This is a genomic window from Pseudomonas sp. USHLN015, assembly GCF_037153275.1.
Lineage (GTDB): Bacteria > Pseudomonadota > Gammaproteobacteria > Pseudomonadales > Pseudomonadaceae > Metapseudomonas > Metapseudomonas tohonis.
Map to the genome: position 1 here is coordinate 13,352 of NZ_JBBCKP010000007.1, position 13,308 is coordinate 26,659.

Sequence of the window (13,308 nt, forward strand, 5' to 3'; positions counted from 1 at the left end):
GGGTGCGTTGCGCTGCGGCGTTGGAGGCGCCCTCGGCCGGCGGCCTGCCGGCCCCGTCAGCCCATCAGGGCGCGCATGACGAAGAACAGCAGCGACGGGCCCAGCAGGCAGCCCAGGGCGGTGTAGAAGGCGGCGGTCAGGCAACCGTAGGGCACCAGCTTCGGATCGGTGGCCGCCAGGCCCCCGGCCACGCCGCTGGAGGTGCCCATCAGGCCGCCGAAGATCACCGCCGTGCGCGGGTTGTTGAGGCCGATGAAGGGCGCGACGAAGGGCGTCGCCACCATCACCAGGATGGCCTTCACCAGGCCGGCGGCGATGGACAGCGCCATCACCTCGGAGCTGGCGCCGATGGCCGCGCCGGTCACCGGGCCGACGATGTAGGTCACCGCCCCCGCGCCGATGGTGGTCAGGCTCACCGCATCGGTGTAGCCGAAGGCCAGCGCCACGCCGACACCGGCGACGAAGGAGGTGCCGATGCCGAGGAACAGCGCCACCACCCCGGACACGCCGGCGCGCTTGAGCTCCTCGATGTTCACCCCGAAGGCGGTGGCGACGATGGCGAAGTCGCGCAGCATGGCGCCGCCGAGCAGGCCGATGCCGGACAGCAGCGGGATGTCCACCAGGCCCTTCTGCCCGCCGGTCATCACGCCGCCCACGTAGGACAGCACCAGGCCGAGGAAGATGGCGATGGCCGAGCCGTGCAGGCGGCCCCGGGTGAGCCTGTCGGAGAGCCAGTAGGACAGCCACATGGTGACGCCGATGACGGCGAAGCCGCTGATCAGGCCGTAGCCGCCGATCACTTTCATCATGGATTCGTACATGGCGGTCACCGTTGCAGAGGCTTCAGGGCGTCAGCGGCGGTCGCCGCGTCGGGTTTCTTTTGGCCGAGGCGGTCCAGCACCGGGACCATGGCGAAGCCGAGGGCCACCGCCGCGATGCCGGCGAGGATCGCCATGGGGCCGCCGGACAGCGCGCCGAGCACGTTCTGCTGGGCGGCCATGGCGACCACGATGGGGATGTAGATGGCGCTCCAGAATTCCACGCCCTGCTCGCTCTTGGCGCCCATCAGGCCGCGCTTGTGCAGGGTGCTGCCGATGAAGATGAGCAGCAGCATGGCGATGCCCACGCCACCGACGTTGGCGGGTACGCCCAGGAGCTTGCCCAGGAGTTCGCCGATGAACAGGCCGACAAGGGTGCACAGGGCCAGGAAGGCCACACCGTAGATGATCATTGTTGTTGTCCTCGCATTGGGTCGAAGTTGCTTGTTGTTGTCCTTCGAAGCGCACGGCGGTTATCGGGTCCGGCTCACCTCCCGACGCAACAGGGCGTCCAGCGTATCGCGGCGGGTGCCCTGGAAGGCGATCACCGTGCCTGGGTCGAAGATGCGCCGCGCCAGGCCGCTGAGCACGGCACCGGGGGGCAGTTCGATGTGCAGGCGCACGCCACGCTCATAGGCGTTGCGCAGGGTGCCGTGCCAGTCGACGACGCGGCACATGTTGAAGGCGAGGTCGTCGCGCAGGCGCTCGGGGTCGTGGATCGGCCGCGCCGTGGTGCCGCTGAGGTAGCCGATCACCGGGCGGTGCATCCGTACGTCGGCGAAAGCGCTGGCCAGCTCGCGGGCCGGCGCCTCCAGCAGCGGGCAATGGGACGGCACGCTGACCGCCAGACGTTTCGCCAGGCCGGCCCCCAGGGCGCGGGCACGCTTGGCGACGGTGGCCATGGCCGCATCGCTGCCGGCGATCACCTGCTGGTTGTCGGCGTTGATGTTGGCCAGGAACACCGGGCCTTCGGCCTCCGCGAGCAGCGCTTCCAGGGTGCCGAGGTCGAGCCCGCCGATGGCGGTCATGCCGTAGCCCTGTGGATAAGCCCGCTGCATCAGCTCGCCACGCAGGGCCACCAGGCGCAGCGCATCGGCGAAATCCAGGGCGCCGGCGACCACCGCCGCCCCGTAGGCGCCGATGGACAGGCCGGCCACATGCTCCGGCGCCGGGCTCTCCTGCAACAGCAGGCGTGCGCAGGCGACCCCGGTGATCAGCAGGCACAGCTGCACGGCGCGGGTGCCTTGCAGCGCCTCGCCCGAGTCCAGTGCCAGCACGTCCTCGCCCAGCGCCGCGCTGGCCTCGTCCAGGCTCGCGCGTGCCTCGGGCGGCAGCTGGTGGAGCATGCCCACCTGCTGCGCACCCTGGCCGGGGAAGGCGAACAGGCTGCTCACGCCGCGTGCTCCAGGGCCTGCCAGGGGTTATCCACAAGGCGCGCACCTTCGGCGCACTTGAGCAGCACGCGGCGGGAATCGCCGGCCCACTCGCGCAGGGCGATGGCGCCGGAGGGGGTTTCCAGTTGCAGGTCGATGCGGCAGCGGGTGCGTTCGAGCAGCGCCAGCAGCTCGCGGGCACGGGGGCGCTCGAAGGGCCCGGAGGTGCGCAGCAGCAGGTCGAGATCGCTCCCGGCATGCAGCACCGGCACGCCTGTGGCCAATTCGAAACCGACGCTCCCGGTGGGGCCCCAGGGCAGGCCCGTGGCCTCCAGCAGCGGCGCGACCTCGACCAGCGCGCGCAGCGCCGGCCAATGCCCGGCGGTGCGCGGACGCAACTGGTGCGGGCTGATGCTGCGCTGGATGGCGGCAAGCGGCATCAGCGTGGCGAGGCGCTGCTCGCGGCGGGCGCCGCGGATGCCCACGGCAACCAGGCCCGGCTCGCAGAGGGCGCGCCGCACCACCACCGGCTGGCCGGCGGCGAGCGCCTGGCGCGCCCAGCTCGGGGCATCGGCGGGGAGCTGTTCCGGGGCGAGGCCCCAGAGCAGGTCGTGCGGGCGTGGTGGGTTGTCCATCAGCACCTCCAGATCACAGGTAGGTTGGCGCCACGCGCCGCGCGGCCCAACGATCCACGGCTCGGTTTTCACCACCCGGCCTCACCATTGCGCCCGCAGCATCTCGCGCACCCGCGAAGACGCCGCGCGGTTCTCCGCCCCCAGGCGGCCACGCAGGTCGGTGCCGGTACCGATGTCCGCCACCGCGCGCACCAGGCAGTCCCGCACCCGCTCCAGGTCAGCGGCGCCGGGCTGCTCGACGTTATCCACAGCCAGGCGCTCCCAGAGCAGGCCGAGGGAGGCGTAGCTGCCCAGGTCGTAGGCCATGGGCGGGATGGTCGCGGCGAGGGCTTCCAGCTCGTCGACGCTGCGCAGGGTGATGCGCGCGGCGGCGGCCTTGCCCATGGCGTGGACCATCACCCCGGTATCGTCCAGGGCGATCAGCCGCTGGGCCTGGTAGCCGTGGGCGAGGAAGGCGCCGGACATGGCCTTGCCCACCAGCAGGCCGATCACCGGGTGCCCGGCGAGGCGGGCACGGGCGTAGGCGTCCACCGCGCCGGCCAGGGCCTGGTGGATCCCCAAGGCTTCTTCGCGGCGGCCGTAGGCCTGGCTGGGCACGTCCACCACGGCCACCAGCACGCGCTTGTCGGCACGCCCGGCATCGGCCTGGATGGCGTCATCCACGGCCTTGGCCAGGCCCCAGCCTTCCAGCAGGCCCACCTCGCCGTTGCGGGCGCGGGGGAAGGGGTTGCGCGGGTCGGGCACCACGGCGATGAAGCGCGCGGCGCGGCTGCCCACCTCGCCGTCGATGACCTTCACCGAAGCCGGATAGCCGGCCCGCTCATCCGTGCCGGCGAGGGCGTGCAACCAGTTCATTCCACGGCTCATGGCTGTTCTCCGGCGTAGAGGGCGCGCACGGCGGCGGCGTCCAGGTGTGCGCAGTCATCGCCCAGGCGTGCCAGGCGTTCGAGGAACCAGGCGTGGCGGCGGCTGCGGGGCTGCGCCTGTTCAGGGCCGGCGAGCAGCGCGCGCACGGCCTCGCGGATGGCGTCGATGTCGTCGGCGACATAGCCATCCACCAGGTGGCTGGCCATGCGCTGTTCACCCCCGGTGAGGCTCCAGATGAAAGGCCGGTCGCGAGAGTCGTACTCCTCGATGCCGGCTTCCTGTTCGATCACCTGCGGGCCGTTGAGGCCCAGGCGCGCCTCGCGGGTGACCAGCAGGTGGCTGCACAGGCCGGCGGCGATGGACATGCCGCCGAAGCAGCCCACCGGCCCGGCCACCAGGCCGACAACCGGCTGGTACTGGCGCAGCTCGACGATGGCGGCCTGGATCTCGGCGATGGCGGCCAGGCCCAGGTTGGCTTCCTGCAGGCGCACGCCGCCGGTTTCCAGCAGCAGCACGGCGCAGGTGGGAATGCCCTGGCGGTTGTCCTCGGCGGCCAGCTCCAGCGCGCCGGCGATCTTGGCGCCGCCGACCTCGCCCATGCTGCCGCCCTGGAAGGCGCCTTCGATGGCGGCGATCAGTGCCGGCTGGCCGTCGATGCTGCCCTTGGCCACCACCACGCCGTCGTCGGCCTGGGGAACGATGCCCTGGCGCGGCAGCCAGGGGGAGACGACGCGGTCGAAGGGGCCGACCAGCTCGCGGAAGGTGTCGGGGTCGAGCAATTCGCGGGCGCGCTGGCGGGCGCCCAGTTCGACGAAGCTGCGGGTGGCCAGCAGGCGTGCGGGGTCAGTCATGGGTCACCTCTTCCAGGGCCTGTTCCAGGCGCAGGCGCACCACGCCGGGGGTGGCGCCGAAATCGTGGATGTCGATGCAGAGCGCTGGCAGCGACTGGCCGGCGAACATGCGCTCGAACAGGTGCCGCCAGCGCGGCTCGCTGCCGTTCACCGAGGTCACCACCTGGATCGACAGGCGGCCGGCGAGGCCGGGCTCCAGCAGCACCTCCAGGTCGCCGGAGCCGACGCAGCCCACCAGGGCGCGACCCCGGGCGGGTTGCCCGGCGGGGAATTCGAAAGACAGGGTTTCCATGGTCAGCTCCCGACTCGGTCGATGAACAAACAGGCGGCGAGCAGATCGGCCGCGCCGCCCGGCGAGGCATTGAGCCCCAGCAAACGGGTTTCCAGTTCGCGCAGCCGGCGCCGTCCGGCGAGGCTGGCGCAGCCCCCGGCAGCGAGCACCGCGCGGGCGCCTTGCTGCATGGCGTCGAGCCCCTCGGGGCCGGCGCGCCAGAGCACGCAGGTGTCCTCCAGCTCGGCCATGATCGCCAGCAGCGCATCGAGGCGGGCGTTCTGCTCGCCGCTGCCCTGGGCGCGGCTGCGCTGCAACTGCGGCAGGCCGTGGAGCAGCACGCCGGGGAAGCCCAGCTGGGCTTCTTCACGCGCGCCCCGGGCGCCATAGCGCTGGGCGACATGGCTGCCGTGGCTGTCCTGCCGTGGCGCGGCGCGGTCGTCGATCAGGGCGATGCGTGCGGCGCGGGTGGCGAGGGCGGCGGCCGCGGCCTTGCCCGGCTCCAGTGCGGCGGCGGCCACCAGCAGGCCGAGGGCCCAGATGGCGCCGCGATGAGTGTTCACCCCACCGGTGACGGCGAGCATGGCGGCCTCGCCTTCACGGCCGATGCGGCCCAGTGCCTCGCGCAGCGGCTGGCCGACTGTGCCGAGTTCGATGGCGGCTTCGGCCATGGCCTTGAAGGCCGGCCACAGCGCCAGCGCCGAAGCATGCATCAGGCCCAGGTGCAGGTCGGTGTGGGCGCCGCTGCCGCGCCGGTCCACCAGGGCCGGCTTGGGCGAGAGATCGGCCTCGTCGATCAGCGCGTCGACGGCCTGGTCCGCCAGCCACTCGGCCAGGGGCAGCCTGGTGCTGGGTGCGATCAGTGCGTTCATCACCAGCTCCTGAACTTGGCCGGGGGGTTGTAGAGGCCGCCGGACCACTCCACCAGCTCGGCGATGCTCTTGGCGGCGAGCAGTTCGCGGCTGGCGTCGGTGCGGCGGATGCCAAGGTCCTCGGGCAGGGCGATCAGCCCTTCGCGGCGCATGCGCTCGGTGTCTCTGGGGTCATGGCGCAGGCCGATGGCGGTGACCCCGGCGACGGCGGCGATCATGGCGCGGCGTTCCTCTTCGGAACGCGCCTTGTACAGGTAGGCGATGCCTTCCTCGGTGAGCAGGTGGGTGACGTCGTCGCCGTAGATCATGATCGGCGCCAGGGGCATGCCGCTCTTGCGGGCCACGTCGACGGCGTCGAGGGTCTCGACGAAGGTGGGTTTGCCGCCTTCCTGGAAGGTCTCGACCATCTGCACCACCAGCTTCTTGCCGCGTGCCAGCAGGGCCTCGGGTTCGGCGCGCATGTCCAGCCAGGCGGGGGTGGAGTGGCGGCGGCCGCGCGGGTCGTGGCCCATGTTCGGCGCGCCGCCGAAACCGGCCAGGCGGCCCCGGGTGACGGTGGAGGAATGGCCGTCGCCGTCCACCTGCAGGGTGGCGCCGATGAACAGGTCCACCGCGTACTGCCCGGCCAGCTGGCACATCATGCGGTTGGAGCGCATCGAGCCGTCGCGGCCGGTGAAGAACACGTCCGGGCGCTGGGCGATGTAGCCCTCCATGCCCAGCTCGGTGCCGAAGCAGTGCACGCTTTCCACCCAGCCGGTCTCGATGGCGGGGATCAGCGTCGGGTGCGGGTTGAGCGTCCAGTTGCGGCAGATCTTGCCCTTCAGCCCCAGGGACTCGCCGTAGGTGGGCAGGATCAGCTCGATGGCGGCGGTGTTGAAGCCGATGCCGTGGTTGAGGGACTGGACCTTGTGCCGCTCGTAGATGCCGCGGATCGCCATCATCGCCATCAGCACGTGCACCGGCTTGATGTGGCGCGGGTCACGGGTGAACAGCGGCTCGATGTAGAAGGGCTTGTCGGCTACGACCACGAAGTCCACCCAGGAGGCGGGGATGTCCACGCGCGGCAGGTCGCCGACGTCGTCCACCAGCTCGTTGACCTGGACGATGACGATGCCGTCGGAGAAGGCCGTGGGTTCCACCAGGGCCGGGGTGTCTTCGGTGCTGGGGCCGGTGTAGATGTTGCCGTGGCGGTCGGCCATGAAGCCGGCCACCAGCGCGACGTTGGGGATCAGGTCCACCAGCAGGCGCGAATACAGCTCGATGTAGGTGTGGATGGCACCGACTTCCAGCAGGCCGTCTTCCAGCAGCTGGCTGATGCGCAGGCTCTGCGGGCCGGCGAAGGAGAAGTCGAGCTTGCGGGCGATGCCGCGCTCGAACAGGTCCAGGTGCTCGGCGCGGCTGACGCTGGGCATGATCATGTGCAGGTCGTGCAGGCGCCCGGGGTCGGCCTTGGCCAGGGAGCGGGAGAGGAAGTCCGCCTGCTTCTGGTTGTTGCCTTCGAGCACCACCCGGTCGCCGGGGGCGATCAGGGCCTCCAGCGCGGCGACGATGCGCTCGCCGGGCAGCACCACGCCGTCGGCGAGGGATCGCACCTGGTCGAGGCGACGCTGCTTTTCCGCGCGCCGACGCGACCATTGCGGCGGTGGGGAGATTGTCGTTGTCATTGGAGGCTCCACGGGTTCCGCTGTCGTGGAGCGAACCTTAGGAGCGCGACCGGTGGGTCATCAATCAAGCCCGGCGGCGGATCGTTACGGCGAAGTTAACGATCTGTTGCGGTGGGGGGCCGGATGTAGGGTGGACCCCGCTCCACCGGTCCACCATGCGGAGTTGGGCATGACTCCGCTGGTGGACGTGAAAAGCGACGTCCACCCTACGCAGGCCTTCGAGATCGCCGTGTTGGGCCGGCAGTCAGAACGCCCTTTCCAGGTCGATCACCAGGGCGCGGTAGCCGACGCTGCCGGGCTGGCGGCTGTGGACCCTGAGCTCCACCTGCACCTCCTGGGTGCCGTATTTCACTTCGTTGAGCACGCTGGTGGTGAGCTTCTCCGGGGTCAGGTAGCCCACCGAGGCGGAGTAGATGAACTGGGTGTCGCGGTCGGCGCGGTATTCCACCACCGAGGTGATGGGGCTGTACCACGCGTCCCCGCGCTCCTTGCCGTATTCCCACACCTGCTCGACGGTGCCCCGGGCTTCGTCGATGCGGTACTCCACCGCGCGGCTGTAGTTGCCGGCGAGCCGGGTGGGGGCGAAGTTTCGGCCCCAGCCGTTGTCGAACACGGTCAGCGTGCCGCGCCCGCTGAGCCAGGCGGTGTGTTGGGTCCAGGACCAGTCGAAGCCCTCGGCGTAGACGCCGTCCTGCTCCGCCAGCGCGTGGCCCTGGGCGTCCACCGGGGTCAGCACCTTGGCGCGCAGGCGCTCGGGCCAGCCCTTGGGCGAGGCGAGGATCCACTTCACCTGCTTGTCGCGGCCGATCTTCACCACACCCTGGTGGCGGGCCGAGATGATGAGGCTGTCGTCGCTGGGGTCGTAGTCGATGGCGTTGACGTGGGCCCAGTTGCGCCCGGTGCCGACGCCGGGGGTGTCGCCGAAGGGCAGGTCGCCTTCGAGCAGTTCGTTGGCGGCGGTGTCATCCTGCTTCTCCACGCCGGCGGGCAGCTGGAGGGCGGCCTTGCCGAGGGTCTCCAGCAGTTCGCCGCGATAGGGGTCGAGGATCTGGTTGAGGTCCCAGAACTCCAGCACGTCGCCGGCCTCGCTGACCTCGATGATGTGGTCGCGGATGGAGCGCACGCGCTTGCCGTCGGGGCGGCGGTAGTCGCTGGTGCCGACCCGCAGCAGGTAGGTGCCGTGGGGCGTCTCGCGGATCTCGTGGGAGAAGTCGGCGAACTTGTCCGGCAGGTTGCGTTGCCAGATGCGCCGGCCCAGCAGGTCGTACTTGGAGTAGGTCTGGCCCTGGCCCCAGATCAGCTTGCCGTCGCGGGTCTGCTGGAAGCCCATGGTGCCGCCCAGGCCGTCGCGGCGGTTGGAGTCGTGGATGCGTTCGATGTCCAGGTACCAGCGCACGTCGCCATTGCTGTCGGCGATCCAGTTGTTGCCCACCTGGTCCCATTCGGCGGCACCGCCCAGGGCGTTCCACTTGAAGGCACGGCCGCCGGGGATCTCGCCCAGCAGGTGGTTGAACAGGTACAGGCGCTGCTCGAAGCCGGGCGCGACCTTCACCGGCTCCACCTCCGGCAGCGCGGCGGTCTGGCTGGCCACCACCGGCAGGCGCACCGCCGGGGCGTACACCTGGTAATGCTCGACGATGCGCTCGCCATCGAGCTTGTAGGTCACCTCCACCTGGTTGACGTGGTCGGGGTAGAGGCCGAACACCGGGATGCCGCCGTGGGTCCAGAGCGCGCTGTCGGAGACCTCGTAGGCCAGGGTCACGCCGCGTTCGCCACGGCCCAGCACGCGGACATGGGCGGCGCTGATGGCGCGCCCGCCATCGCGGATCACGGCGGTCAGCGGCGCCAGCTGGTAGGGGTTGACCACCACGTCGCCCAGCAGGCGGGTGTCGGGGGTGGGTACGCGGGCGGTGATGCAGGCGCCTTCGGGCAGTTCGGGGGTATCGGTCTTGGCATTCATGGCCTGTGTCCTTCGAGAAGCCCCGGGAGCGGATCGCGAACGGATTCGCTCCCACGGGGCGGGGGTGATCAGGGGTGGGTGGAGACGCGGAACTGGTCCAGGGCCGGCGGGGTGACCGCCTGCTCGGAGCGCGGGGTGCCTTCCGGGACCCAGTCGTAGGGCACCGGCAGCGCGCGGTAGAGCCAGTTGCTGCGGGCGTTGCCCAGGGGCGCCTTGCCGAAGTAGGGGCTGACGTATTCCCAGACGATCTCGCCCTTGGCGGTGACCTGGAACACCCGGCCGAACTTGCCCTCGTCGATCAGGGTGTTGCCGTTGGGCAGGCGCCGCGCGCTGCTGATGAAGGCGCTGAAGAAGGCCCAGCCCGGCTGGCCGCTGTCGGCGGCGCTGTACTGCCAGACGATCTCGCCCTTCACCGGGTCGATCTCCAGCACCCGCGAGCCGCCCAGCAGGCTCAGCGGCACGCGCGGGTAGCCGGCCTCGCCCTGGTTGTCGAACACCAGCAGGTTGCCGGCGCCGGGCAGGCCGGCGGGGATGATGTGGGCATCGTGCTGGCCGGAGAACTGGTCCACCGGGCGCGGCACCTGGGCCGGCGCGTAGGGGTTGAGCCTGGGCAGGTTGGGCCCGAGGCGCCAGGCCACCTTGCCGGTCTGGCGGTCGATGATGGCGATGAAGTTGGCCTCGCGGGAGTCGAGCAGCAGGTTGTCCGGGTGGAAGCGCTGGTCGCCGGCGTCGAACCATTTGTTCGGGCCCACCGGGCCGAGGTTGTTGATGTGCAGCACGTCGGGGTTCTTGCTGGCGCGCACCAGCTTGAGCTGCTCGGCGGTGAAGCCGAACTCCTCCAGGTGCTCGGAGGCGGTCCAGCTCCAGGCCACCTGGCCGGCGGGGGTGACCTCGTAGATCACGTCGTCGATCACCTGGGGCACCTCGAAGCCCTTCACCGGGTGCAGCCGGTTGGCCAGCACCAGGGTGTTGCCGTTGGCCAGCCGGCGCTGGTCATGGTGCTGCTGGGCGGCGCCGCCCGGAGCCTTGTCGCCCCATTGCCAGACCACCTTGCCGTCCCAGTCCAGCTCGCCCACCACCTTGTTGCGCAGGCCGTTGCCGGCGGAGGCCAGCTTGCTCGGCTCCTTCACCTCTTCGAGCTGCACGAACAGGTGGCCGCGCTTGCCGCCGTTGAGCGCCGGGTCGATCAGCGCGGCGGGGAAGCCGGCGTTTTCCCAGCGCCGCACCTCGTTGCCGTTCATGTCGATGAGGCGGGTCTGCTTGTCCGGCGCGCTGAAGATCACGTAGCCGTTCCAGGCCCGCGCCGGGTCGTAGATCGTCACCCCGGTGGGGTAGACGCTGGGGGCCGCGGCGGCCTGGCCGGCGACCAGGGCGGCGGCGAGGCCAAGTGCGTTGAATTTCATGTTTCTTTCCTTGTGGGTAAGGGGCTCGCGTAGCCCCGCTGACTCAGAAGTCGTAGCGGGCGGTGGCACCGAGGGTCCGTGGCGTTCCGAGGACACCGGCATAACCGCCGTTGGCGGAGTTCCACAGGCTGGTGAAGTAGGTCTTGTCACCGGCGTTCTTCAGCCACAGGGAGAGGTCGAGCACGCTGTCGCCCTGGTCCAGGCGCACGCCCCCGGAGAGGTTGACCACCGCGTAGCTGGGGATCTGGCCGTACTCGGAGTCGTCGATGGTGCCGACGGCTTTCGAGCGGAAGGCGTAGCTGGCGGTGACGTAGGGCTCGATGCGGTCCTGCAGCTGCCAGCGGTACTCGCCGTTGAGGTTGGCGATGTACTTGGAGGCGCCCACCACCTGGTGCCCGGAGAGGTCGCAGGAGGCCGGCGCGCCTGGGGCGAAGCCCACTTCCGGCGCGCAGGGCGCGTCCTTGTAGGCGAGGTAGCGCACGTCATTCCACGAGCCGTTGGCGTTGAGCGTCAGGCCGCGCACCGGTTGCCAGGTGGTCTCCACTTCCAGGCCGCGCGAGCGCACCGAGCCGGCGTTGGTCAGGTAGGAGGTGCGCGTGCCTTCGTCGTAGGCGTTGGCCTGGTAGCCGTGGACCTCGGTCCAGAACAGGTTGGCGTTGAGCAGCAGGGTGCGGTCCAGCAGCGTGCTCTTGAAGCCGATCTCGGCGTTGTTGGCGCGCTCGGTGCCCACCAGCAGGGAGTCGGCGCCGGCAGTGGGGGCGCTGGCCACGGTGAGGTTGATGCCGCCGGATTTCTCGCCGTGGGACAGCGAGGCATAGCCGAGCAGGTCGGGGTTGATCTGGTAGCTCAGGGCGAGCAGGCCGGAGGGGCTGAAGCTGTGCTGGCTGAGATCGCCCGAGTCGTAGGCCCCGACCCGGCCCCGGCGCGCGGTGGCCGCCGCACCGCTGACCGCCGCGCCGCCGGTGGGGGCGAAGCGCTCGACCCAGGCGTCCTTCTCCTCGTAGGTGCCCCGGATGCCGGCGGTGAAGTCCAGGCGCTCGGTGAGGTGCCAGGTGGCCTGGGCGAACAGCGCGTAGCTGTCGGTGTCGATGTGGCCGTCGCCCAGGGTGGTGACATTGGCCAGGGCGCCGGCGGGCGTGCCGTTCCAGATGTCGGCCTGGGGCCCGTAGTAGGTGAAGGCGTGGTTATCCAGGTCCTGCTTGAAGTAGTAGGCGCCCAGCACGTAGTCGAAGGCGTCGCCCTTGGGCGAGGCCAGGCGGATTTCCTGGGAGTACTGCTTGTCGCGCACCGAGACGCCGGCGTTGATCGCTGCCGAGACGTTGAGGCCGTCGTCGTTGCGCGGGGTGAAGTCCCACCAGCGGTAGGCGCTGATGGAGGTGAGGGTGAAGTCGTTGGGCAGGGTCCAGTTGGCCTCCACCGAGGTGCCGCCCTGGAACACCGTCACCTGCTGGTCGGAGTCGAAGTTGACCTTGCGGTCCTTGCCCGAGACGAGTGTGGCGCCGGCTGCGGCGGCGCGCTGCTCGTAGCGGTTGACGCCGTTGATGGTGGGGCCGGTGCTGTACAGGCTGAGGATGCCGTTGTTGGAATCCTCCTCGTTGTATTCGCCGATCCAGCGCAGGTTGAAGGTTTCGCTCGGCTCGAACAGCAACTGGCCACGGAAGCCCTGGCGCTTGCCGCCGTTGAGGTCGTCGCCGTTGTAGAGGTTCTTCACGTAGCCGTCGTCTTCGGTGCGGTAGGCCGACAGGCGCCCGGCGAGGGTCTCGGTGAGGCCGCCGGAGACGCTGCCCTGGGTCTGCCAGTAGCCGTCCTCGCCCACCGAGCTCTGGAGGCTGCGCTCGGTGGTGAAGGTGGGTTTGCGCGAGGTGATGTTGAGCACGCCGGCGGTGGTGTTCTTGCCGAACAGGGTGCCCTGGGGACCGCGCAGGACCTCCAGCTGCTCCACGTCCAGCAGGTCGAACACCGCCATCCCCGGGCGGCCCAGGTAGACGTTGTCCAGGTAGACGCCGACGCTGCCTTCCAGGCCGTCGCTGGCCGGGTTGTTGCCCAGGCCACGGATGGAGATGCTCGACTGGCGGGCGTGGACGTAGGCGACGTTGGTGCTGGGCACCAGTTGCTGCAGGTCCTGCACGCGGTAGATGCGCTGGGTCACCAGGGTCTCGGCGCCGAGCACGCTGATGGGCGTGGGCACGCTCTGGGCGCTTTCCTCGCGGCGGCGGGCATTGACGGTGACGGTACCGAGGCGCTTTTCCTCGCTGGCGGCGGGCTTCTGCGCGCCGGTCGCCGCGGGGGCGTCGTCGCCGGCGGTTTCGGCCTGGGCCAGGCCAGCGGCGGCCAGCAGCACGGCGATCGCCAGCGGTTTGAAGGACGGTGAAGGGCCGTTCGCGATGGCGAGGCGGCGCGGGATGACGCGATTCATGCACATGCTCCTGTGGGGGTCAGCCGAGCGAGCACTTCCGTATGGCGGAACCGAATCGCGGTGGCGAATCACTTATTCATCAATTGCATATCAATAGTTTTATTTCGTTTTTTGAGGAATAAGAGATTGCCTTTATAAGGAGCGGGGGCCGCCTGCGGCAATTGCAATCCACCGAATC

General features: G+C 70.2%; 12 protein-coding genes. All 12 read right to left on the bottom strand.

The window, feature by feature from the left end; genetic code table 11:
• Positions 1–56: 56 nt before the first annotated feature.
• The gene (gene madM, locus WFQ67_RS15235) at positions 57–821 is read right to left on the bottom strand and encodes a malonate transporter subunit MadM (protein ID WP_213627149.1); all 765 of its coding nucleotides are present in this window, start codon (positions 819–821) and stop codon (positions 57–59) included.
• Between the two features lie 5 nt (positions 822–826).
• A complete protein-coding gene (gene madL / locus WFQ67_RS15240; protein WP_337057382.1) occupies positions 827–1,231 on the bottom strand; it encodes a malonate transporter subunit MadL in 405 nt (134 codons plus the stop codon).
• Positions 1,232–1,291: 60 nt separating this feature from the next.
• The gene (mdcH, locus tag WFQ67_RS15245) at positions 1,292–2,212 is read right to left on the bottom strand and encodes a malonate decarboxylase subunit epsilon (RefSeq protein WP_337057383.1); all 921 of its coding nucleotides are present in this window, start codon (positions 2,210–2,212) and stop codon (positions 1,292–1,294) included.
• Positions 2,209–2,826, bottom strand: a complete 618-nt coding sequence (locus WFQ67_RS15250) for a malonate decarboxylase holo-ACP synthase (RefSeq protein ID WP_213627140.1) — start codon at positions 2,824–2,826, stop codon at positions 2,209–2,211. The genes mdcH and WFQ67_RS15250 overlap by 4 nt, the downstream gene beginning before the upstream one ends.
• An 81-nt stretch (positions 2,827–2,907) precedes the next feature.
• On the bottom strand, positions 2,908–3,693 hold the full coding sequence (gene mdcE, locus WFQ67_RS15255) for a biotin-independent malonate decarboxylase subunit gamma (protein WP_213627137.1): 786 nt from the start codon (positions 3,691–3,693) through the stop codon (positions 2,908–2,910).
• On the bottom strand, positions 3,690–4,544 hold the full coding sequence (locus WFQ67_RS15260; protein WP_337057384.1) for a biotin-independent malonate decarboxylase subunit beta: 855 nt from the start codon (positions 4,542–4,544) through the stop codon (positions 3,690–3,692). The genes mdcE and WFQ67_RS15260 overlap by 4 nt, the downstream gene beginning before the upstream one ends.
• Complete coding sequence (locus WFQ67_RS15265; protein WP_213627133.1) at positions 4,537–4,836, bottom strand: malonate decarboxylase subunit delta; 300 nt, start codon at positions 4,834–4,836, stop codon at positions 4,537–4,539. Before WFQ67_RS15265 ends, WFQ67_RS15260 begins: the two co-directional genes overlap by 8 nt.
• Positions 4,837–4,838: 2 nt before the next feature.
• Positions 4,839–5,687 (bottom strand): triphosphoribosyl-dephospho-CoA synthase, encoded by an 849-nt coding sequence (locus WFQ67_RS15270; RefSeq protein ID WP_213627131.1) that lies wholly within the window; start codon positions 5,685–5,687, stop codon positions 4,839–4,841.
• Entirely contained in the window at positions 5,687–7,351 is a 1,665-nt protein-coding gene (mdcA, locus tag WFQ67_RS15275; protein ID WP_337057385.1) for a malonate decarboxylase subunit alpha, read from the bottom strand. The genes WFQ67_RS15270 and mdcA overlap by 1 nt, the downstream gene beginning before the upstream one ends.
• Before the next feature lie 244 nt (positions 7,352–7,595).
• Positions 7,596–9,311, bottom strand: coding sequence for an aryl-sulfate sulfotransferase (locus WFQ67_RS15280; protein ID WP_337057386.1), 1,716 nt, complete (start codon positions 9,309–9,311; stop codon positions 7,596–7,598).
• 68 nt (positions 9,312–9,379) lie between these two features.
• Entirely contained in the window at positions 9,380–10,714 is a 1,335-nt protein-coding gene (locus WFQ67_RS15285; RefSeq protein WP_337057387.1) for an aryl-sulfate sulfotransferase, read from the bottom strand.
• A 43-nt stretch (positions 10,715–10,757) separates the two neighbouring features.
• The gene (locus WFQ67_RS15290; RefSeq protein WP_442969595.1) at positions 10,758–13,118 is read right to left on the bottom strand and encodes a TonB-dependent receptor; all 2,361 of its coding nucleotides are present in this window, start codon (positions 13,116–13,118) and stop codon (positions 10,758–10,760) included.
• Positions 13,119–13,308 lie beyond the last annotated feature (190 nt).

What these genes read in the sequence shown, in the direction of transcription:
- madM (WP_213627149.1), bottom strand. Translation starts at nt 821, where the DNA reads ATGTACGAATCCATGATGAAAGTGATCGGCGGCTACGGCCTGATCAGC.
- madL (WP_337057382.1), bottom strand. Translation starts at nt 1,231, where the DNA reads ATGATCATCTACGGTGTGGCCTTCCTGGCCCTGTGCACCCTTGTCGGC.
- WFQ67_RS15250 (WP_213627140.1), bottom strand. Translation starts at nt 2,826, where the DNA reads ATGGACAACCCACCACGCCCGCACGACCTGCTCTGGGGCCTCGCCCCG.
- mdcE (WP_213627137.1), bottom strand. Translation starts at nt 3,693, where the DNA reads ATGAGCCGTGGAATGAACTGGTTGCACGCCCTCGCCGGCACGGATGAG.
- WFQ67_RS15260 (WP_337057384.1), bottom strand. Translation starts at nt 4,544, where the DNA reads ATGACTGACCCCGCACGCCTGCTGGCCACCCGCAGCTTCGTCGAACTG.
- WFQ67_RS15265 (WP_213627133.1), bottom strand. Translation starts at nt 4,836, where the DNA reads ATGGAAACCCTGTCTTTCGAATTCCCCGCCGGGCAACCCGCCCGGGGT.
- WFQ67_RS15270 (WP_213627131.1), bottom strand. Translation starts at nt 5,687, where the DNA reads ATGAACGCACTGATCGCACCCAGCACCAGGCTGCCCCTGGCCGAGTGG.
- mdcA (WP_337057385.1), bottom strand. Translation starts at nt 7,351, where the DNA reads ATGACAACGACAATCTCCCCACCGCCGCAATGGTCGCGTCGGCGCGCG.
- WFQ67_RS15280 (WP_337057386.1), bottom strand. Translation starts at nt 9,311, where the DNA reads ATGAATGCCAAGACCGATACCCCCGAACTGCCCGAAGGCGCCTGCATC.
- WFQ67_RS15285 (WP_337057387.1), bottom strand. Translation starts at nt 10,714, where the DNA reads ATGAAATTCAACGCACTTGGCCTCGCCGCCGCCCTGGTCGCCGGCCAG.